This is a genomic window from Nostoc sp. DedVER02 (assembly GCF_034530675.2).
Lineage (GTDB): Bacteria > Cyanobacteriota > Cyanobacteriia > Cyanobacteriales > Nostocaceae > Nostoc.
In genome coordinates, this window is the sequence record NZ_JAVRCP020000045.1 from 1 (window position 1) to 21,989 (window position 21,989).

Below are 21,989 nucleotides of genomic sequence, written 5' to 3' on the forward strand. Positions count from 1 at the left end.
CAACATCTTTATCCAGTTTTTGAGGAGGAGGAATCTGTTAGTTCTAATGCAACATTTTAGCTGTGTCAGTCCAGTAGAGTGTGTTAGAACGGAGTTCGTAACGCACTATTATCACGGCTTTGATGCTGTACTCTCCGTGCTAACACATCCTACGTATCTTTCCTCCAAATCAAACCGGATTCCTATAGGAATCATATTTGATTTTTGAACAAAATTAAGTATTGTAGGGTATGTTAGAACGCAGTTTATAACGCACCAAACCCAAGATGATGATGCGTTACGCTGTCGCTAACACATCCTACGTATCTACGTATCTTTTATCAAAATCAATTAGTAATCCTATATATAGGAATCATATTTGATTTTTGAACGAAATTAGGTATTGTAGCGTGTGTTAGAACGAAGTTCGTAACACACTATTATCATGGGTTTGATGCCGGACTCTTTGCGCTCACATCCTACGGATAATTTCTCCAAATCAAACCGGATTCCTATATCCTATGCAAGTAATTTGCCAAACATGAGATAAGATAAAGGGCTTAAGCCCCTTATTCTTTAACGTACAATAAACCCATATTTTTTGAGTACATTCTTGGCTTGACTGTCAGATAAAAACTGGATAAATTCTTTGGCTGCTGGAATATTTTTACTGCTTTTAATTACTGCCATTGGATAGACAATTGGTGAGTGAAATTTATCGTCAGCAGCAACTACGACTTTTACCTTATTGGAAATTTTGGCATCGGTAGCGTAAACTAAACCCGCTTCGGCGTTACCACTTTCTACTGCTGCCAAAACTTGACGTACATTGTTAGCAAAGACTAATTTGGACTTTACCCGATCGTAAAGTTTCAATTTCTTTAAGACTTGCTCCCCGTATTGACCGGCGGGTACACTTCTGGGTTCACCGATCGCAATTTTTTTAATCTTACTATCTGTTAAATTGTAGAAACTAGTGATGCCAACAACATCCTGAGCCACAACCAATACTAGACGGTTATTTGCCAGGTTAGTACGGCTACCTGGTGCTAAAAGTCCTTTTTGTTCCAAAGCATCTACCTGCTTTTTGCCAGCAGAAATAAAGATATCGGCTGGCGCACCTTGCTCAATCTGTTGCTGCAAAGCACCAGAAGCCCCAAAATTATAATTAATGCTGACATTTGATTTACTTTGTTGGTACAAAGGTTTAATTTCTTCCAGCGCCTCTTTTAAGCTGGCGGCTGCGGATACCAGGATAGTTGTATTTGACTGTGCTACTACAGGAGAAGGATTAACTAACGGTAAACCGATCGCCAAAACCAAACCAGCAAATACTATACTTAGAAAGCTCAGAATTTGTCTTCTTTTCATAGAAAAGGCTTTTGAGAAGTTTCTTCCATAAAATTGATGGTAGGTAAAATATACCAAAAATACCAACATATAACCAACTATATCGGTAATTATTTCAATTCCCTAGTTTTTCTAGTTGGCGTGAAAAGTCATGGTTAAAACCCTTGGGTTAAGTTTTGTCGGACTCTATTTGTCCATAGTCAAGTTTGATAATTCGGTTAGCTAAATGAAAATAGCGATCGTCGTGGCTAATTACCAGTACTGTTTTGCCCCGCGATCGCAGTTCGGGTAGTAGTTGAGTGTAGAATATTTCTTTGAAGACTGGATCTTGATCGGCTGCCCACTCATCAAATAGATAAATTGGTCGATCTTCCAAGTAGGCTGTCAGCAAAGCCAGTCGTTTCCGTTGTCCTTGAGAAAGTGCTGTGGTGGAAAGTTGCCCATTTTCAACTTTCACTTTATGGTCTAATTGCAGTTGTTTTAAATATTTTTTGGCTTGAAAATCCAAGTCAGCATTTTTTAATCCCAAAAATTCTTCAAATAGATAAAAGTCGGAAAATACCACGGAAAAATGCTGACGATACCATTCTCGATTCTGTTCGCTAATTAACTCATTATCAAACCATGTTTCGCCATTGTCAGGGATATAAAGTCCGGTAATTAGTTTAGCTAATGTAGATTTTCCGCTCCCATTACCGCCGACAATAAAGACTAATTCTTCAGGATACAGCGTCAAATCGATGGGGCCAAAGGTAAAGCTATTGTCTTCTTGCTCTGTGTAATAAGTGTGGGTAACACCTTTAAACTTTAAGCTGTGCCAGCCATATTTAAGAGCAGGTGGAACAGTCGATATTTCCGTTCGACTAGCTAGAGATAAACCCAGCGACTCGATTTTTTGCAAGGCAATACTAGCTTTGCTTAATAGGGGAAGTTTACTGATGATGTTATCCATTGGTAACACCAAGTAAGTAAAGGTCAAAATATAGCCAGAGCGAGTTTCAGAATTGATGGTAAGCAGATTTGGTAGTGCAAATAGTACAAAACCAAGAGCAAAAAAGAAGATGAGTTGACCCCAGCTTGAAGTTGTAGCAAAAAGGGTCAATCCGTTAACATTGTGATGACGAAATTCGTCAGCAGTTGATTGCAGTTTTTCTTCTAAAAAGTCTTCACGTCGTCGGTAATTTAGTTTGAGTTCCTTGACTCCTTCAGTAATGGTGCGAAAATGTTTAAATAGCTGATCTTCATCTTCACGAGCTAAGGACAGCAATTTACTTCCCCTGGTGAGTAGCCACTGACAACTAGCGATCGCTACTACTGAAATTCCACATACCATTACCAGTACTAACCAAGATAGCCAAGTTATGTACGCTATACAACCCAGGACGATCGCTAAATTAATAAAAATGAAAGGCATCTGATAAACAGCATTAGCAACCGCCTGAATATCTTCTGTGAGAGTTGCCAATAAGCGAGGATTTCCTAAGCGTTCCAGATGACTCAACTCAGAAGCGAGAATCTGGCGACTCAAACGCATCCGTAATTGCAAAACTGCATTCTGAGAAAGACGAATCAGCATCACTTGAGAAATGATACTGGTAATCAGTGCAACGATCGCTAGTCCCGCAAAACCCCAAGTTATCGATGTCAGTCGGGAAGCAGAACTGCTACTTGCAGCATGGCTAATTAAGGCAATCAAGCCAGCACTACTACCGCCACTTAGGAATCCGGTAGCGATCGCGATCGCTACCATCCCCCACGAAGAACGCAAAAGAAAGTAAATCAAATTCATGGCAGTGGCTTGTAAACTAATTCAGTTCGCCCTTCTAGTGAGAAATTTTATGAGTCGTGATGCTTATATCCCCCGCGATTCATCCGGGGAATATAAGCGAATAGCCGAATTTATTCAGCATTATTATGCTAATTATGCTAGCATAATATAATGGTTGGTCGTAGCAGATCGTGATAATTTACGAGTTCAAAGTCAAGGGAAAGGATAAGCAATATCGTGCAATAGATGACGCTATTCGCACAAGCCAATTCATCCAAAACAAGTGTTTAAGGCAATGGATGGATGTCAAAGGGTTAAATAAATACGACCTCAATAAATATTGTGCTGTACTTGCTGCCGAATTTCCCTTTGCAGACGAACTCAATTCAATGGCTCGACAATCAGCGGCAGAACGTGCTTGGTCTGCAATAGCTCGGTTTTATGATAACTGTAATAAAAAAGTTAAGGGAAAAAAGGGGTTTCCAAAGTTTAAGAAAAACTGCCGTTCAGTTGAATATAAAACAAGCGGCTGGGTGCTAAATAAAGCCCGCAAAGCAATTACTTTCAAAGATAAAAAAGGCATAGGAACCTTAAAATTAAAAGGGACTTATGACCTAAATTACTACGATATCAAACAGATTAAGCGTGTCCGATTGGTGCGTCGTGCTGATGGGTATTATGCTCAATTCGCAATTAGTGTTGATATTAAAATTGAGACTCAACCTACACTACAAGTAGTTGGTATTGACTTAGGGTTAAAGTATTTCATTGCTGATAGTAAAGGTTCGGTTGAACCATCACCCCAGTTTTACCGTAAATCTGAGAAGCAGTTAAACCGAGCAAACCGCAAGAAGTCCAAGAAGTTTAGTGCCGCAAGAAAGAAAGCCAAAACTAGACAATCATCCAACTACCACAAAGCTAGAGTTAGGTATGCGAGGAAGCATTTAAGAGTAAGTAGGCAGCGATTTGAGTACTGCAAGCGTGTTGCACACTCCGTCATCCAATCTAACGATTTGGTAGCTTATGAAGACTTAAATGTAAAGAACATGGTAAAAAACCGACATCTAGCTAAATCAATATCTGATACTGGTTGGTCAACTTTTCGTCAATGGTTGGAATATTTTGGACACAAATATGGGAAGGTAACGGTTGCTGTTCCTCCCCATAATACGAGTCAAGACTGTTCTAATTGTGGGATGAAAGTGAAAAAATCTCTATCTACAAGAACTCATGTTTGCCCACATTGCAACTATGTAGAAGATAGAGACATCAACGCCAGCATCAATATTTTGAAATTAGGATTAACAACGGTGGGGCACACCGGAAGCTACGCTTGGGGAGATTTGCCCTCTTGGGCAGTTGGCGTAAGCCTGCTGTCTAACGGCGAGTCAGTGAACCAAGAATCCCCCGTTTTATAAACGCGGGAGTGTCAAATCTTAACAGTTAAAAACTTCTGAAAGATCGCGGTAAGCTAGTTTTGATTACAGATGATTATGTCAATAGATTGTCAAATTAGCTGTTCAGTCTTCCGGGGTGAAATTTGCGATGACCGTAAATCTGAAGTCTTTAGATAACCCAACTTATATAGCGGCCGATTCAAAAACCGCTCCTACCACTAAGAGAACCAGCTACGTTCCCTCGAACCATCGACGCATCCTTTGTATTTTTCCTAAGTACAGCCGCTCTTTTGGTACTTTTCATCATGCTTACCCACTTATGGGTAATGTCCGGGCTTTTATGCCACCCCAAGGTATTTTAATTGTGGCTGCTTACTTACCTCAAAAATGGGAAGTCCGGTTTATTGATGAAAATGTCAAATCAGCAACCAGGGCTGATTACCAATGGGCTGATGTGGTAATTGTGAGTGGAATGCATATCCAAAAACCACAGATTAATCAAATTAATGAACTTGCACATCGAGCCGGCAAAATCACAGTTGTAGGTGGCCCCTCGGTATCTGGGTGTCCAGAATATTATCCTGAATTTGATATTTTACACTTAGGTGAGTTGGGAGATGCTAGCGATCGCATGATCGAGTATCTAGACCAAAATCTGGAACGTCCTCAAACGCAAATTCGCTTTGAAACTAAGGAACGTTTGCCCTTAACAGAGTTTCCCACCCCAGCTTATCATTTGCTAAATATCAATGATTATTTCTTAGCAAATGTGCAGTTTTCTAGTGGTTGCCCTTATCACTGCGAGTTTTGTGATATTCCCGAACTCTATGGCAACAGTCCCCGGATGAAAACACCAGAGCAAGTAGTTGCAGAGTTAGATGCAATGCGACAATCTGGCAATTTGGGGGCAGTGTATTTTGTTGATGATAACTTTGTTGGCGATCGCCGCGCCGCTATGAAGTTGCTTCCTCATCTCATTGACTGGCAAAAACGCAATGGCTACCCCATCCAGTTTGCCTGTGAAGCAACGCTCAATCTAGCTCAAAGTCCCAAACTGCTAGAGATGATGCGCGAAGCTTATTTCTGCACAATCTTTTGCGGTATCGAAACACCTGAAGCAGATGCTCTCCACGCTATTTCTAAAGACCAAAATCTGAGTATGCCAATCTTAAAAGCGATTCAGGTTTTGAATAGCTATGGCATGGAAGTAGTATCAGGAATTATCATTGGGTTAGATACAGATACACCAGAAACAGCAGACCGAATTATCGAATTTATTCGGGCTTCGCAAATTCCTATGTTGACAATTAACCTACTTCATGCATTACCGAGAACTCCATTATGGCGGAGGTTAGAAGCAGAAGGACGGCTTGTTTTTGATGAAAGCCGCGAATCAAACGTTGAGTTTTTGATGCCCTACGAGCAAGTTGTTGAGATGTGGCGGCGCTGCATTACAACTGCTTATGAGCCAGAATTTTTATATGAGCGGTTTGCCTACAACATGGAACACACCTATCCAAACCGCATCGAAGTACCTAACAGTCCATCTCGCACTTCTGCGGCTAATATTCGTAAAGGTTTAACTTATTTAGCTAATATTTTGCTGCGAATAGGCATATTTAGTAACTATCGTCAAACTTTCTGGAAAATGGCCAAGCCAGCATTAAAAGCAGGCAATATTGAGAACTTAATTCACGTAGGGCTTGTTGGGCACCATCTAATTAAGTTTGCTCAAGATTGTGCCAAAAATGAAGAATCAGCTTCCTTTTATTCCCAAAAAATACTCACCAAAGTTCGTAGTTAACTAGACATTTCCGAAAACTACATAAGTATCTCTGTCACTAACTTATAGGGTGCGCTTCCCCATTCCCCATTCCCAATAACTCCATCCCTTTGTGGGTGGAGTTTTTCATAATGAAATGGTTCTTTGGCTAAATTAATTTTTAGGTTAGAGTTTATTATTTATTGATAATAATGTACAAACTATTGCACCAAGCATATAAACCATAGACACGTCAGCGTCCTTTAAAACTAGAATATAAAACATAGACAAGATAACAAAAACAAGTACCGTCAGTTTTAACATAAAATCTAACAAACTCAGCCATAACACCAGAAAAATGCACCAAAAGTCTAGCTCACGTTTTTTGCCATTGTTGACTCTAGAAAAATATTTAAATTTCTAATAGCATTTAATATTTCAGTATGGGGGAAATACATTAATCACTGTTATTAATATATTTCTTAAGTGATTCTTTGCCTGATTGAAACTATGACAGTTTTTTTTGTGGTAGTAACTAATCTAGACAAATGTACCCCTACCAAGTATTTTTATAAAAAACTGTTTCACAAATCTAAGTTAATTTTATTGACTCAGATTTTTCACTCTTCTCATCTCTTTGATCGTATTCGTATTCTCCCTGTTCCAATGGGCGTTAACCTCTTGTAATTGGCAATATGGTTACTGGTGATGGAGTGCTGATGAATGAAATCTGGGGATAAAGCAGGGATACAGTAAGTAAGTGGGTCAAATTAAATATAAAACCTCACCCTGCCTCCAACTTCCCTCTCCGATACTTTGGAGAGGGATTGAAGGTGAGGTTTTATCTTATATTTAATTATGCCTACCTACTTAGTAGCCATGTATTGTTAATTTTCATGTGTTGTTTGATTGTTATTCCTTTTCCCCCTTTCCTGGCAATAGATAGTAATGCTAGATTTCCAATACTGACCAATACTTCAGGGTGATTTATGAACAAAGGTGAATTAGTTGATGCAGTAGCAGCCAAGGCCAACATCACAAAAAAGCAAGCTGATGAAGTGATCAGTGCTTTTTTGTCAATCGTTACAGAGGCTGTAGCTAATGGGGATAAGGTAACGTTGGTTGGGTTTGGATCGTTTGAGCGACGCGAACGTTCCCAGCGTGAAGGGCGTAATCCCAAAACCAATGAGCCAATGACTATTCCGGCTACGAAAGTGCCTGCATTCTCTGCTGGTAAGCAGTTTCGGGAAAAAGTAGCATCTTAAAGCACTGCTGACATATTTACTTTACTAATATTAATTGAATCACTGTAAAGCTGTAGTGTTCGCTCTACAGCCTTTTTCAGAAGATGTGACGCGAACGGGCATGAAAAAGGCAGGCGTTGTCTGTGCCATCGCTGTTATTGATACAGGAGATGGCACAAAGGTAGGGATGGGATGACAAGCACACCTCAGTCGATAACCCGCAACTTGCGTTATTATTTTCAGCATAACTCGGCTTACAAATGACGCTTTTCCTCCAACCAATGTAAAACCCGATTCCACGCCCACCAAGGATCGGAATCTTGTACTTGGCGCTGGCACTCTTTGCTACTCAAATAGCCAACATGGCCGCCGTACTGAGTGAGTAATAAATCTATTGCAGAATTGCGATCGCACGCTTGTTGTAATTCCGGTATGATAGCTGGGTCAAAAAGTGGGTCATCAGCAGCATATAAAATCAAAGTCGGTTTCGAGATTTGCGGCAATATTTGTAAAGCACTACTAGCTTGGTAATATGCTTCCACGGAGGGAAAACCTAGTCGGTTAATTACCAGTTCATTGTCAAAACCCCAAATACTATTCGCCCGTTCAATCGCTTCTGGGTCAATGCTTCCAGGATGAGCATCATGGATTCGCCATGCCAGTTTTTTTAAATTTTGGGCAATCCCCGCTTCTAAATATCTGCCGAGAGGCTTTGTAACTAGATAAGATAGCGATCGCTCCGAATCCAAACTCGGACAAATCACCATACCACCGCCAATATCGCTATCTTCTAATCCTAAATCGTCGTTATCGCTAATTACCTCACCAGCCACCTTTACTGCCCATAGCGCTAATTGCCCCCCTAGAGAATATCCTGTAAACCAAAATTTACTCGGACATCCCATTGCCTTAGCTGCCGCCGCAATGCGAACAAAATCTTCCCCTTCATACAAACCATCAGAAGTTAGAGTTGGGGACAATTCGGCCGTTTTGCCGTGGGCCCGCCAATCAAATAACACCACAGCGTATCCTTGAGCATAAGCTTTACGTGCTAGCACTCTCAAATACCATTCTGTTTCTAACTCTCCAGTAATGCCGTAAGTACCGATAATCGTGCTATGAGCATTTTCCGGGATGGCAACCAAACCAAAAATTGGCACACCTTGGCCACCTTCAAAGATTTTCTCGTGATAAGACGGTTCTGGGTCTTTAGCAGTACTTTCCCAGTGGCGCTTTCCCCACAAAGCGGTGTATACAGTCATCATCACACCGTTTTGTAAAAACCAAGACGGATTGTAGGGGGGAGTATAACACATCATAGACTATAAGATTTCGTGTAATTGAGTCTTGATTTCACACTCATTTAATCTTAATATTTATGTAAGATTTAAAAACTTTTTTAGAATCGTTTCAAAAATCTTTGTATCTATCAAAGGTTGTTAATTATCCTTAATAAGTAGTAGTAATTTTTAAGAATGCCGAGGATTCTTGTCATAGACGATGACCCAGCGATTTCAGAACTAGTTGCCGTCAACTTGGAAATGGCTGGCTACGATGTTAGTCAAGCTGAAGACGGCATCAAAGGTCAAGCGCTGGCTCTCCAGCTTCAACCAGACTTGATCATGCTCGATTTAATGTTGCCCAGGGTAGATGGATTTACCGTTTGCCAACGCCTACGCCGCGACGATCGCACCTCTGAGATTCCCGTGTTAATGTTGACGGCTTTGAGCCAAACTCAGGATAAGGTGGAAGGCTTCAATGCTGGCGCAGATGACTACCTCACCAAGCCTTTTGAAGTTGAAGAACTGCTGGCGCGGGTGCGGGCACTTTTGCGACGTACTGACCGCATTCCTCAAGCAGCAAAGCATAGTGAGATTCTAAACTATGGCTCACTTACCCTCGTTCCCGAAAGATTTGAGGCAATATGGTTCAATGAAACGGTGAAATTAACTCACTTGGAATTTGAGCTACTTCACTGCTTATTGCAACGCCACGGTCAAACAGTTTCTCCCAGCGAAATCCTCAGAGAAGTTTGGGGCTACGATCCCGATGACGACATTGAAACGATTCGAGTCCATATTCGTCACTTGAGAACCAAGCTAGAACCAGATCCCCGCCACCCCCGTTATATCAAAACAGTATATGGTGCTGGATACTGTCTTGAGTTACCCGGTGTACCTCCAGCAAGTGAAGGAGTTTCCACAACACTGGTTGAATAAAATCACGCATCCCCTTAACTAAGCTATTACTTAGGCAAGAAATTTCCAAAACTCTTATTCCTTACCGTTTAGTTAAGGTTATTGGGATTTACTGGTATGTAGAGAAGTTACCTTCCAACTTCTCTACAAGAATTATAACAAGGGACTGGGGACTGGGGACTAGGGACTGGGGACTGGGGACTGGGTGAAAAGTCTTTTTGTGTCTAAGTTTCATCATCTGTTGATGTCCTAACCACCTTGACTTCTGCTATAAGCAGAATATTGCCGAAAAACATCCCTATTTTTAGTTTTCGCTTGCTACAGGTAGACGGATAGTGAATCTACTACCTTGCCCTGGCTCAGATGTTACGTCAATTGTCCCTTGATGTGCTTCAATAATGCAGCGAGATAGATATAGTCCTAAACCACTACCAGAACGCTGGTGTTTACCTTGGCGAAATCGCTCAAATAATATTGCCTGGTCTTGTTTAGAAATTCCCGGCCCTGTATCTTGAATATCAATAGTCACATCTGACTCCGACAGATGGCAGTTAATATCTACAGAACCTTTATCTGTAAATTTGATAGCATTGCCGAGAATGTTTGTTATAACTCGCCGCAGTTCTACGCGATCGCCCATGACGATGCTTGCAGTTTCACCGCGATCGATATTTACAGCTAATCCTTTTTCTTCAGCTAAGGGAGTTAATTCTTGGGTAACTTCGCTAACTAATTCCTCAATATTGCAGGGAGAAATCTTTAAAGTTTTACAGCCTGCTTCATGACGATAAACTTCTAGCAAGGTGTTTACCATTTCTAGCAGGTCTTGGTTACTGCCAATCATGGTATCAATTATTTCTTGTAACTGTGGCGAAACATCGCAAAATCTGCCTTCCAGCAATAATTTTAAGACGCGGTTGGAGGCTACTAGCGGTATACGTAGATCGTGAGTAAAACGCGAGACAAAATCTGCCCGCAGGTTAGCCATTTGATCTCGTTCGTCGATGCTATGTTTGAGGCGCAAGAGCGATCGCACTCGTGCATGTAGTTCGTCAGGATCGAATGGTTTACGAATAAAGTCATCTGCACCAGCATCCAGTCCTTCCACAACGCTAGACTGATAGTGAGCCGTTAGCAGTAAAATCGGGATAAATGGCAACGCCGGATTCTGTCGGATGCGTCGAGTAAATTCATAGCCATCTATCTCCGGCATCATCACATCTAAGAGAATTATGTCTGGTGGTGACTCTTCAACCATAGCTAAAGCAATTTTGCTATCTTCCACCAAGCTAATTTCATAGCCCTGATCTTCTAGGACTGCTTCTAAGACCAGTAGATTGTCAAAAACATCATCGACAGCGAGAATTTTATCTTTTTTGACAGTTTTAGTTAAAGACATGGCTGAATAAAAAAAAGAAGTGCTTGGCTATCCCTAGCAAATCTAGTAATAGCTTACTTTACCAGCATTGAGATTATTAAGGATTCACATTTTCCTTTAAACTTTCTTGAATTAAGGAGCGTAATTAATGCGTAATTAAACTTAATTTAAGTTTAATTAAAGTATAAAAACTAACAGTATAAACTTGTACAAGTATATTAACTGTCTAATTATCCAAACAATACCTGTATCTGGATTTTGCTGTATTTACGCCATCATAGCCACTGCAAAGGTCAGTATTTAATAGTCACCGACTAAAATATTTTTTATTAAGAATTATTGACTATAAAGCACCTCTCATAAATTCAAGGTATAAAAATGTTTTTTGATTGAATTATATTGTCTTAAAAGCCTTGCCTGAGAAAAACTTACCAAATCGGGCTATTTATGTCTAACGGTAGATGAAGTTCAGGAAACAACACCAAATGCATTGCTTTTTGTATAAGATACCGAATAGAAGAACGAGATTATTTTAATCTGTACTTTCGATAGATAACAGTAAAGTTAAGTAGCTATGAGTGAAATCAAGATCCTTCTGATTGAAGATCACAACCTGACGAGAATCGGTTTACGGTCTGCCTTACAAACCCAGCCAGAGTTTAACATTGTTGGCGAAGCAGCCAATGCAGCCGACGGCATCAAGCTTCTGAAAACTCTCAAGCCTGATGTTGCGACTATTGACATCGGTTTGCCTGATATGGATGGTATTGAGCTAACACGCACATTTAGGCAATATCAATCAGAGAACGAAGACTATACAACAAAGCTGCTAATTTTAACAATGCAGAATAGCGAACAGGCTGTTTTAGCAGCATTTGCAGCAGGTGCAGATTCTTATTGCATGAAGGATATCGAAACTGAAAGATTAGTAGAGGCTGTGCAAACGACTTATGCAGGTAGTTCATGGATTGATCCGGCGATCGCAGACCTTGTACTACAACAAATACGTCAAGATTTCCCCGATGGCAGCAGAGGAGCATCTGGAAAAAGAGTCTTAATTGAAGGTATTGACCCAGATGTTGAGAAAAGTATAGTCAGCTATCCTTTAACTCACCGAGAGATGGATGTTTTAGAGTTGATTGTCGCTGGGTGTGACAACGCAGAAATAGCTAAAAGGCTCTACTTAACAGTCGGTACCGTAAAAACTCATGTTCGAGGTATTCTCAATAAACTTTGTGTTGCTGACCGGACACAGGCTGCTGTTCGCGCTTTGCGGGCTGGATTAGTACCGTAAATATACTTATTAATAGTTATTTGTGGTCAAAAGTATCACCTCTACAAAGATTTATTAAGGAATTGTTACACAGTTTAGTAAAATGACATAATTGACGAACAAATAAGTATTTTTCCTCATATACATGATAGCGGATCAATTTCCCTGGCTTACCGCAATTGTCTTGCTGCCACTCGTTGCCTCCCTGCTCATCCCTGTGCTGCCTGATAAAGATGGCAAGCGCGTGCGGTGGTATGCACTGGGTGTAGGTATTGCAGACTTTGCCCTGATGTGCTATGCCTTTTGGAAGGATTACGATGCCAACAGTGCTAGTTTTCAAATGGTGGAAAATTATGCCTGGATGCCTCAGTTGGGTCTTAACTGGGCGGTATCAGTCGATGGACTTTCCGCGCCACTTGTGCTTCTCGCAGGATTTGTCACCACACTCTCGATTTTCTCAGCTTGGCAAGTTAATCACCGCCCCCGCCTCTTCTATTTTTTGATGCTGGTGCTGTATTCTGCACAGGTTGGGGTGTTCGTTGCCAAAGACTTGCTGCTATTTTTCATTATGTGGGAAGTAGAGTTGATACCCGTCTACTTACTAGTCTGCATTTGGGGTGGGCAAAGACGGCGTTATGCGGCTACGAAATTTTTGTTGTATACCGCAGCGGCTTCTATATTTATTTTGGTAGCAGCCCTGGCAATGGGGTTATATGGTGGCGGTGATATGACATTTGACATCACCGCCCTCGCCAGCAAGGAATATCCCCTTAGTCTACAACTGTTACTTTATGCAGGGTTATTGGTTGCATTTGGTGTCAAACTTGCTGTTTTCCCGATGCATACTTGGTTGCCTGATGCCCACGGCGAAGCATCTTCTCCTGTGTCGATGATTTTGGCTGGTGTGTTGCTGAAGATGGGCGGATACGGACTAATTCGCCTGAATCTTGAGTTACTTCCCGATGCACACATTTACTTTGCCCCAGTTCTAGCCATTCTCGGTGTTGTCAACATTATCTATGGTGCATTGAACTCCTTTGCTCAGACGAATATGAAGCGGCGTTTAGCTTATTCGTCGATTTCTCACATGGGGTTTGTGCTGCTTGGGATTGCATCGTTCACTGATTTGGGAATCAACGGCGCGATGTTGCAGATGATTTCACATGGTTTGATTGCATCAGTGCTGTTCTTCTTAGCAGGTGTTACTTACGATCGCACCCACACAATGGTAATGAAAGATATGGGCGGTATTGGTCAAGCCATGCCCAAAGTCTTTGCCTTGTTTACAATCTCCGCGATGGCATCCCTGGCACTTCCCGGTATGAGTGGCTTTGCTGGCGAACTAGCGGTATTTGTTGGTATGACAAGCAGTGACGTTTACAGTTCAACTTTCTGCACCGTAACGGTTTTTCTCGCCGCAGTTGGAGTCATCCTCACACCGATTTATTTACTTTCCATGCTGCGAGAGGTATTTTATGGTAAAGATGCAGCACTTCTATGCGACATCAATAATTCAGGTTCGGAAAATCAAGAAGATGAAGGAACAGTTTGTTTTGGTACAGACTGTTTAGTGCCAGAGGATGCAGTTTACGATGATGCTAGACCGCGTGAAGTGTTTATCGCTGCCTGTTTTCTACTGATGATTATTGGTATTGGTTTTTATCCCAAGATAGCTATGCAGATGTATGACGTGAAGACTGTCGCAGTGAATGCTAATGTTCGCCAGTCTTATGCCATAGTCTCGCAGACAAATCCCCAGATTTTTGCTAATCGATTATTGGTTCCGCAAATTTCCGAGGTTGAGGTAGCGCCAACAGCGATCAAAAACTAGCCCTAAAGTGCTACCAATACATGGGATGCTAGTTGATGATTAGTGAGTTTTGCCAATGTCTGTTGTTTCTGCCATCACTGTTACCGTTCCCGCCACAACTGCAAATTTGGGGCCTGGTTTTGATTGCATCGGTGCAGCTTTAAAGCTGTACAACGAGTTCAAGTTTACTCGCTTGGAAGAAGGCGGGTTAACTATTCATGTCACTGGTACGGAAGCTGAACGAGTTCAAACTGATGAAAGCAATCTTCTCTATCAAGCGTTTGTCAAATTCTATCAACACATAGAGCAGACACCGCCGAGTGTGAAAATAGAAATTAAATTAGGTGTACCACTGGCGAGGGGTTTGGGTAGTTCCGCGACAGCAATTGTTGGTGGCTTGGTTGCTGCTAATCAACTTGAGGGTGCAATTCTTTCTCAGTCGCAGGTGATGGAGTTAGCGATCGCAATGGAAGGACATCCTGATAATGTAGTTCCAGCTTTGTTGGGAGGATGTCGTCTCGCTGCTACCAGTGGTGCAGCTTGGGAAATTTGCGATGTTCCCTGGCATAAAGATGTTGTCCCAGTTGTGGCTATTCCTAATTTTGAACTTTCTACTTCAGAAGCGCGGGGCGTTCTCCCGACTGAAGTGAGTCGCGCTGATGCGATTTTCAATGCAGCACATTTGGGGTTATTGTTGCGCGGTTTGGAAACTGGTAACGGACAATGGTTAAAGACAGCTTTGCAAGATAAATTGCATCAGCCCTATCGTAAAGCTTTGATTCCTGGTTATGATGCTCTTAACATCGCAGCCGTTAGTGCTGGTGCTTATGGTATGGTGATTAGTGGTGCGGGGCCGACACTGTTAGCTTTGGCGGATAAACTAAACTCGAAAGCTGTGGAGGCGGCGATGTTAGCTGCTTGGCAAGAAGAAGGAATTACAGCCGAAGTGCGATCGCTTTCTCTCGATACCCAAGGCGCAAAAAGCTTTTAATATTTTATTCAGCACTTAAAACTCGGTTTATGGAGCAAATTCAGGCTGAAGTGGCGGCGCTTAAATCTCAAATTCAGATTCTCCTAGAAGAACGCGCTGCACTCACTATTAATAATGTCATCTCTAGCGAGAATGATTCACCCCAGGCAATGGTGGAAGCCTATCGCCGTCAAGCCAGGGAAAATGCCCAATTATCAATTGAACTCCAAGGCATAGATGCAGCGATCGCAGCCCTGGAAGCCCAAATAAAACAAAAACAAGGTAAGTTAGTGCGATCGCAAGTTGCATCCAAAGAACTTATCCAACAGCAAGAGCTAGAAGAAGCTAAAGAAGTGGCTCAGTTTCATGCTCAACGCATTAATCAATTAGCTGGAGAATTAGCGGCGGAAGTCCGCCTCCTTAAACGTTGTGCTAATGAACTAAGTCCAATGTATTGGCGGATTTATTACAAGCCCTTCATCACTGGGTTTAAGACAATCTCTGTCCCTTATGTGCGCTCTGATGGGGAAGTGTGGACAATTGTCAACCGGATTGTGTGAAGGAGGCAGGATAGCGCAGCGTAAAGCCTACGGCATAGCTTCGCTTAAAGCGAGTCCGCGAGCGTCGATAGGAGGTAGGAATTTACAATGGGATTCTAACCAATCTAATGTAAAGCTTCTATTGAGGAGATTTTGGTACTCTTGACTTAAACCCTTGCTCTAACAGCAGTTTACCGATGATTTTAAATAGCCCTGATGATTGGGCTTAAGCATATAAATGTAACGATATTGCAACGGTGGCTTTAGCCACCGTTTTTTGTTGACGTTGCAAAAGTTTACATTTAGAATAGAATCGTCAAAATTCGATAAGTATTTATTCTTATTTATCCTGATAATTTGACATTTAATGAGTATATATTCTTGTCAATAGTTAAGATTCCATCTTCTAGAGTTCAAGATTGTTTACAAAAGTATAGATTCCTTAATATAATGAAAACAAAAGTGAAAAGGCAAATTGATTGTCAGAAGTGATGAATGCTATTGAATTTCCCTGGCTAACAGCCATAATCCTCTTACCATTAGTGGCTGCCTTAGCCATTCCTCTAATCCCAGACAAAGAAGGTAGAACTGTGCGGTGGTATGGTCTGGGAGTTGCTTTTGCTGACTTTGCACTGATGATTTATGCCTTTTGGTATAAGTATGATTTCCAAAGTTCAAAACTCCAATTTGTAGAAAACTATCCTTGGATACCGCAATTAGGTTTGCATTGGGCTGTGGGGGTTGATGGTTTATCGATGCCCTTACTGCTTCTAACAGGCTTAATAAATACTCTCGCAATATTCGCGGCTTGGAAAGTTACCACCAAGCCGCGATTATTTTATGGTTTGATGCTAGCGATGTACAGCGCCCAGCTTGGCGTATTCGTTGCTCAAGATTTACTGCTGTTCTTCCTGATGTGGGAAATCGAATTAGTGCCGGTTTACCTGCTGATTTCCATTTGGGGAGGACAAAACCGCCGTTATGCGGCTACCAAATTCATTCTTTACACCGCCGCCGCATCAATATTTATCTTGATTGCCGGTTTTGCAATGGCCTTCTCTGGAGATACCGTCACCTTCGACATGGCGACTCTAGGAATGAAAGAATACCCCAAAACTTTGGAATTGTTGGTTTATGCAGGTTTCTTGATTGCCTTCGGTGTAAAACTGCCAATTTTCCCTTTACACACTTGGCTACCTGATGCCCACGGTGAAGCATCAGCACCTGGTTCAATGATTTTGGCTGGTGTGTTGTTAAAAATGGGTGGTTATGCTCTGATCCGCTTCAATGTGGAAATGTTGCCCAATGCCCATGTGACTTTTGCCCCAGTGTTAGCAGTTTTGGGTGTGGTTAACATTGTCTACGGTGCTTGCTGTGCCTTCGCTCAAACCAATCTAAAACGCCGTTTGGCTTACTCTTCAATTGCCCACATGGGATTTGTGCTGATTGGGATTGCCTCTTACACAGAACTGGGTATAAGCGGTGCAGTACTACAGATGGTTTCCCACGGCTTGATTGCTGCTAGCTTGTTCTTCCTCTCTGGCGTGACTTACGATCGCACCCACACCTTGATGATGGATAAAATGGGTGGAATGGCTAAGGTAATGCCTAAAACCTTTGCTCTGTTTACCATCGGTTCAATGGCTTCTCTCGCTTTACCTGGAATGAGTGGTTTTGTGGGTGAGTTGATGGTATTTCTGGGTATTGCCACCAGCGATGTTTACAGTTCCAGCTTCAAAATTGTAGTCGTGCTGCTGTCAGCAGTGGGCGTGATTTTGACACCGATTTATTTACTGTCGATGCTGCGTCAAGTATTCTACGGCGACCAAAGTGAAGAGTTACACTTGGATGCTGTAATATCTGATGTCAAACCCCGCGAAATATTTATTACCGCTTGTTTGCTGCTACCAATCATCGGAATTGGTTTCTATCCCAAATTAGCAACGCAGACTTATGATGTGAAGGCAGTAGAATTAGCCGCTCATGCTCGTGAAGTTTTACCAGTTGTTGCTCATCAGCAACCGTCAAGTCTGTACTCGCAGATTTTTACAACACCAACATTGGCTACTTCTCAAGTTGAAAGTTCGATTAATATTTCTGAGTAAATTAACTTCCCATTAAGGGGGCTGCAAGTAAATTCTAAATATTAGGGAAATAAAGGGGTGGTTTCATAACCACCCCTAGATTTTTTGTATTATTAAATTGAAGGAGACTTTTAGGTAGGGGCAATTCATGAATTGCCCCTACCGTGTGGTTAAAAATTATTCAAATTTGAGAGTTCCGTCAATATTGGTAATGTGTTCATTAAGATCAATGTATGTTCCTAGAGTATCTCCGTCAGCTGTCTCACATTCAGCACGGAGTCTGCTAGCACCAGCTAAACCAATATTGTCGCAGGTCAGAGCAAATTTATCTCCATCCCAATCTAATGTTCCATCAAGATTGGCGATATGTGGATTTAAGTCGATGGAAGTTGTAGAAGGAGTACGTCCATCGGCTTTTTCGCAAGTAGCTGTTAGGGTTGAGCCATTAACACTAATATTTTTACAAGTCTGAGAAAATTGACCAGTTGCCCAAGCGTTACCAGTAACTAAATTAAAGCTCAGGAAAATAGCGCACAAAAAAGCCGCAAAAATTTTCAGCATTAGTCCTCTGTCCTCAATTCAAATAGATAATTGGTTAAAGTAACTAAGAGAACATTTTATACCTGTGTATTTTTCTCTACTTGAAAATAATAGTTTTTAACTATACCTGGCAGCAATGCTTTTTCTACGGGACACTACGCAAAGGGTTATTTCCCTATTTAGCATATAACCACCAACGAAACAAACGGCTGACTCTGGGCATGACAACGTAGGTCAACAGTGCAACCATAAGAATGGTAACGATCAGCGAAATAATCAAAGGTGGTAAACCGCGAAGTAGAGGCACTAGAAATGTACTCAAAATATTAATCAATATAAATACAGCAGCCCAAGTCAACAAGGCTGTTTTATAGCGCGGTGGGGTTTTCAGTGGTTGGCCGGGAATAGAAAACCAAGCTTCTAATCCACAGATTTGTTGAACATAAGGGTCAGATTCAACTAAAGATTGGGCTTGAATTAGCCAGTATTCGCGATCGCGCGATGTCATCCACACCTTTAAATTTTCATAATTGTCAAACCGGAAAATAATTACATATTCATTTCGCACACCAAGCTGGGGACGAATCACATTTGTTCCCAAATGACCTAGATAGGTTCTGGCAACACTGGTAATATCTTTTAACCAAATCTCGTAATCACTTTCACATCCTGATTTAACCAGTTGTGAAATAACTACAGTTACAAATTGATCGTCCTGTTCCATCTTTATCAATTTTGAATTTTAGATTTTTGGATTTATCCTGTGAATAAATTAAAGGCTTAGGGATTTTGGATTTATTTCATATAGCTTGCTTTTCGCAAAATAAGTACAAATTCGTTGGAGAGCAAACGAATTTAAATTTTGGATTTAGAAGTTTTAATTCCATTATCCAAAATTTAAAATCTAAAATTGCATCATTCTCAACCCAAGGGATATCCAGCTTTTCCAATCTCAAGCCGAACAACATTAGCAGGAACGACACCTGTGGGTGGAGGTAAAAACATTCCACCATTAGTTACAACATAAATCGCGGTGCGTAGGCGTAGCCCGTCGTAGACATCGCCCTCAGTTTGACCAAAAGCCACGGCTGTACTGCCAATTACGCCTTGCTCGGCTTGAGCAATAATAGTAGTAGTGCGATCGGGTGCAATTCGTACCACACTGTTGTAAATATGCGTTGCTCCATAAAGGTTGCCTTCTACATCAAAGGCAAAGTCATCAATATTGGTCTGCTCAACAAAAATTTCCGGCTCACCTGGTTTATTAGTGCTATCAATGGGAATCCGCAACAGCAACATTTTTTCCGTATTTGAAACATAGAGGAAATCACCAAAACGCTTCAAGCCATTTGCAGCCGGAAACACGCTCTCCGAATTGCTACGAGCCAGCATTGGATGTTCTAGCCAAATTGATCCACTGGGTTGAGCAATATCAATTAGCCAGATTGCACCACGATAGGAATCTGCTGTCAAATACTGAGTGTCGGAAAGTGGTGTGATGCCATTGAGAAACATTGCGTCTGGCAGTGTCAGCAAGGTTTTCACCGTGCCATCACTCGTAACTAGATAAACCACGGGTATAGAATCAGCGTTCCAGCCTGTTGCTACCAGATCGCCTTTAATAGTAAAAGCAAGACCACTTACCTTGCCTTCAACAGTCGCATGAACTTGCTGATTGCCATCTGGGGTAATGCGAACAATCTTGCCAACCTCGTGATTGGTTACAAAGATTGTGCCATCTGGTGCGATTGCTAGATTTTCCAAAAAAGTATTAACTGGGAACGAGGCAATAACTTTAGCAGGTGCTAATTCAATCGGCTTATCTGCGTAAATAGGCGGTAAACCTGCGGAATTTCCCATATTAACCTACCATTGTAATTGAATAGGGCCACCAAACTTTCGCATCTCTGCAAACAACAGTCCTTGCGCTCCTCCATCGGGAAGTGTTGCTAAATAGACAGCAGTTTCGGCTCCTTCTTCCGCCGTGAACGGGGCATTATCTCCCCCCATATCTGTCTTCATCCAGCCCGGAGAATAGGCATTTACGAGAATATTAGTACCTTGGAGTTCCTTAGCGAGAAGCACAGTTAGTCCATTTACTCCCACCTTCGAGAGTCGATAGGATGGTGCTAAAGGGTAATAGTCAGTGGGAACTGATGTTAGAGATGCCATTTCCGTTGAGATATTGACGATGCGACCGTAATTTTGCACTTTCATCAACGGAATTAATGCTTGAGAAATTCTGAGTACTGCTAGAACATTGGTTTCAAAGGTCGATCGCATCGTCTCCAGTTGCACAGTCAGTAAGCTGGACTCCTCCGGCTTAGTTGTGGGATTTACGCCTGCATTATTGACCAGAATATCTACTTTGCCATAAGTTTCACGCAACCACTCGGTAAACTGTTGCACACTTCCATCATTAGTGACATCGAGGGTGTGATAGTCAACATCAAACCCTTCATTGGTAAGCTGCCCTTTAGCAGCAAGACCATCTGTTTCATTTCGACTTGTCAGAATTACGTGGTTGCCAATTTTGGATAATTGACGGGAGATAGCATATCCTAGCCCTCGATTGCTGCCTGTTACCACAGCAATCCTTTTTTCAGTCGTCATTTTTATGACCTTGAAACTGCTTGTGATTTTACTGTACTGAGATGCGGTGAATTAAGCAAGTTGATTGCAATGATACGTTCAATCAATGAGATTACTGACGTTTAATTCAAACTCGAAGCTTGCCATCCACCTAAGCATTGTTCTCTTTCCACTGGTAATAATTCTAATCTTCATGAGTTAACCCTCATTTAACCGGAGATTGTGAAAAGATTATAGTTAAAGCAGGTGAAGTAGCCACAAAGCAATTATGACCACCAACTTACCTGTAGCCACAGAGATTATACCAATGGTTTTGCAATTGCAACCTGCGATGTCTACGACGGGCTACGCCTACGCACTAACCGAAGATCAGTTTTACGAGTTTTGTCAGCTAAACCGTGATTTTCGCATCGAACGTAATGCTGTGGGAGAATTAGTGATTATGTCTCTAACAGATGCGGAAACTAGCCAACGTAACTTTGAAATTATTGGTCAGTTAGGTATTTGGACAAAGCAAGATAGTACAGGTGTAGGGTTTGGTTCCAGTGGTGGGTTTACTTTGCTTAATGGTGCGGTGCGATCGCCAGATGCAGCGTGGATAAAACGCGATCGCTGGGAGGCGATACCATCAGAACTGCGAAAAAAATTTGCACCGATTTGTCCTGAGTTTGTGATTGAATTGCGTTCTGAAACTGATAACTTGCAAATTTTGCAAGACAAGATGCAAGAGTATATTGATAATGGGACACAACTTGGTTGGTTAATTGATAGAAAACAACGCCAAGTTTTTATTTATCGTCCTAATATTGTGGTTGAACAATTGGATAATCCTAAGACGCTTAATGGTGATCCTTTGCTACTTGGGTTTGTTTTGGATTTAAGTCAAGTTTGGTAAGAAAGAAATACAAATGCTAGGAATCTATGGCAGCGAAATATATATTCCATGATGCAGTAAAACGCGCTTTGGAGAGAGAGGGTTGGCTGATTACTAATGACCCGCTTTTGCTGCGTTTTGGTGGTTTGGATATGTACATCGACCTCGGTGCAGAGAAAGTTTTAGCAGCGTTCGGCTGATTGTTTTCGACCCAGAAGAGGAAGCGATTGT

At 41.6% G+C, this 21,989-nt stretch carries 20 protein-coding genes; 11 read left to right on the forward strand and 9 right to left on the reverse strand.

The window, feature by feature from the left end; translation table 11 throughout:
* Positions 1 to 555 precede the first annotated feature (555 nt).
* Both modA and RMZ41_RS27830 read right to left on the reverse strand, forming a co-directional pair.
* Positions 556 to 1,350, reverse strand: a complete 795-nt coding sequence (gene modA, locus RMZ41_RS27825) for a molybdate ABC transporter substrate-binding protein (protein ID WP_322641010.1) — start codon at positions 1,348 to 1,350, stop codon at positions 556 to 558.
* A 148-nt stretch (positions 1,351 to 1,498) separates the two neighbouring features.
* Positions 1,499 to 3,118: a cyclic peptide export ABC transporter gene (locus tag RMZ41_RS27830; protein WP_322641011.1), complete on the reverse strand. Its 1,620-nt coding sequence runs from the start codon at positions 3,116 to 3,118 to the stop codon at positions 1,499 to 1,501.
* A 170-nt stretch (positions 3,119 to 3,288) separates the two neighbouring features.
* On the opposite strand from RMZ41_RS27830, the gene RMZ41_RS27835 reads away from it, so the two are divergent.
* From RMZ41_RS27835 to RMZ41_RS27845, 3 genes are all read left to right on the forward strand, one after another.
* Positions 3,289 to 4,515 (forward strand): transposase, encoded by a 1,227-nt coding sequence (locus tag RMZ41_RS27835; RefSeq protein ID WP_322641012.1) that lies wholly within the window; start codon positions 3,289 to 3,291, stop codon positions 4,513 to 4,515.
* A gap of 127 nt (positions 4,516 to 4,642) precedes the next feature.
* On the forward strand, positions 4,643 to 6,298 hold the full coding sequence (locus tag RMZ41_RS27840) for a B12-binding domain-containing radical SAM protein (protein ID WP_322641013.1): 1,656 nt from the start codon (positions 4,643 to 4,645) through the stop codon (positions 6,296 to 6,298).
* A 947-nt stretch (positions 6,299 to 7,245) separates the two neighbouring features.
* Positions 7,246 to 7,521 (forward strand): HU family DNA-binding protein, encoded by a 276-nt coding sequence (locus RMZ41_RS27845; protein ID WP_322641014.1) that lies wholly within the window; start codon positions 7,246 to 7,248, stop codon positions 7,519 to 7,521.
* 39 nt (positions 7,522 to 7,560) lie between these two features.
* On the opposite strand, the gene RMZ41_RS27850 is transcribed toward RMZ41_RS27845, so the two are convergent.
* Positions 7,561 to 7,746 (reverse strand): hypothetical protein, encoded by a 186-nt coding sequence (locus RMZ41_RS27850; protein ID WP_322641015.1) that lies wholly within the window; start codon positions 7,744 to 7,746, stop codon positions 7,561 to 7,563.
* 8 nt (positions 7,747 to 7,754) lie between these two features.
* Entirely contained in the window at positions 7,755 to 8,819 is a 1,065-nt protein-coding gene (locus tag RMZ41_RS27855; protein WP_322641016.1) for a YheT family hydrolase, read from the reverse strand.
* 156 nt (positions 8,820 to 8,975) lie between these two features.
* Between RMZ41_RS27855 and RMZ41_RS27860 the strand changes: the two genes are divergently transcribed.
* Positions 8,976 to 9,719, forward strand: a complete 744-nt coding sequence (locus RMZ41_RS27860) for a response regulator transcription factor (RefSeq protein ID WP_322641017.1) — start codon at positions 8,976 to 8,978, stop codon at positions 9,717 to 9,719.
* A 283-nt stretch (positions 9,720 to 10,002) separates the two neighbouring features.
* Here the strand turns inward: RMZ41_RS27860 and RMZ41_RS27865 are convergent, their stop codons facing one another.
* Positions 10,003 to 11,097 (reverse strand): hybrid sensor histidine kinase/response regulator, encoded by a 1,095-nt coding sequence (locus tag RMZ41_RS27865; RefSeq protein WP_322641018.1) that lies wholly within the window; start codon positions 11,095 to 11,097, stop codon positions 10,003 to 10,005.
* 553 nt (positions 11,098 to 11,650) lie between these two features.
* Here RMZ41_RS27865 and RMZ41_RS27870 point away from each other — a divergent pair.
* The 5 genes from RMZ41_RS27870 (at position 11,651) to RMZ41_RS27890 (ending at position 17,773) form a co-directional block, all read left to right on the forward strand.
* Positions 11,651 to 12,370: a response regulator transcription factor gene (locus RMZ41_RS27870; protein ID WP_322641019.1), complete on the forward strand. Its 720-nt coding sequence runs from the start codon at positions 11,651 to 11,653 to the stop codon at positions 12,368 to 12,370.
* Positions 12,371 to 12,494: 124 nt separating this feature from the next.
* Positions 12,495 to 14,180, forward strand: a complete 1,686-nt coding sequence (locus tag RMZ41_RS27875) for an NAD(P)H-quinone oxidoreductase subunit 4 (protein ID WP_322641020.1) — start codon at positions 12,495 to 12,497, stop codon at positions 14,178 to 14,180.
* Between the two features lie 55 nt (positions 14,181 to 14,235).
* Entirely contained in the window at positions 14,236 to 15,150 is a 915-nt protein-coding gene (thrB, locus tag RMZ41_RS27880; protein WP_322641021.1) for a homoserine kinase, read from the forward strand.
* Positions 15,151 to 15,179: 29 nt separating this feature from the next.
* Positions 15,180 to 15,689 carry a hypothetical protein gene (locus tag RMZ41_RS27885; RefSeq protein WP_322641022.1) on the forward strand — a complete coding sequence of 170 codons (510 nt, stop codon included), beginning with the start codon at positions 15,180 to 15,182 and terminating at the stop codon, positions 15,687 to 15,689.
* A 470-nt stretch (positions 15,690 to 16,159) separates the two neighbouring features.
* Complete coding sequence (locus RMZ41_RS27890; RefSeq protein WP_322641023.1) at positions 16,160 to 17,773, forward strand: NAD(P)H-quinone oxidoreductase subunit 4; 1,614 nt, start codon at positions 16,160 to 16,162, stop codon at positions 17,771 to 17,773.
* A gap of 156 nt (positions 17,774 to 17,929) precedes the next feature.
* Here RMZ41_RS27890 and RMZ41_RS27895 read toward each other — a convergent pair whose 3' ends face one another.
* From RMZ41_RS27895 to RMZ41_RS27910, 4 genes are all read right to left on the reverse strand, one after another.
* Complete coding sequence (locus tag RMZ41_RS27895) at positions 17,930 to 18,313, reverse strand: CVNH domain-containing protein (protein WP_322641024.1); 384 nt, start codon at positions 18,311 to 18,313, stop codon at positions 17,930 to 17,932.
* A 154-nt stretch (positions 18,314 to 18,467) separates the two neighbouring features.
* Positions 18,468 to 19,016 carry an antibiotic biosynthesis monooxygenase gene (locus RMZ41_RS27900; protein WP_322641025.1) on the reverse strand — a complete coding sequence of 183 codons (549 nt, stop codon included), beginning with the start codon at positions 19,014 to 19,016 and terminating at the stop codon, positions 18,468 to 18,470.
* Between the two features lie 197 nt (positions 19,017 to 19,213).
* Entirely contained in the window at positions 19,214 to 20,152 is a 939-nt protein-coding gene (locus RMZ41_RS27905; protein WP_322641026.1) for a gluconolactonase, read from the reverse strand.
* A gap of 6 nt (positions 20,153 to 20,158) precedes the next feature.
* Positions 20,159 to 20,905 carry an SDR family oxidoreductase gene (locus RMZ41_RS27910; RefSeq protein WP_322641027.1) on the reverse strand — a complete coding sequence of 249 codons (747 nt, stop codon included), beginning with the start codon at positions 20,903 to 20,905 and terminating at the stop codon, positions 20,159 to 20,161.
* Between the two features lie 247 nt (positions 20,906 to 21,152).
* Here RMZ41_RS27910 and RMZ41_RS27915 point away from each other — a divergent pair, with 247 nt between their 5' ends.
* Both RMZ41_RS27915 and RMZ41_RS27920 read left to right on the forward strand, forming a co-directional pair.
* Positions 21,153 to 21,779, forward strand: coding sequence for a Uma2 family endonuclease (locus tag RMZ41_RS27915; protein ID WP_322641028.1), 627 nt, complete (start codon positions 21,153 to 21,155; stop codon positions 21,777 to 21,779).
* Between the two features lie 26 nt (positions 21,780 to 21,805).
* Complete coding sequence (locus tag RMZ41_RS27920; protein ID WP_322641029.1) at positions 21,806 to 21,958, forward strand: element excision factor XisH family protein; 153 nt, start codon at positions 21,806 to 21,808, stop codon at positions 21,956 to 21,958.
* The last annotated feature ends 31 nt before the right edge of the window (positions 21,959 to 21,989 follow it).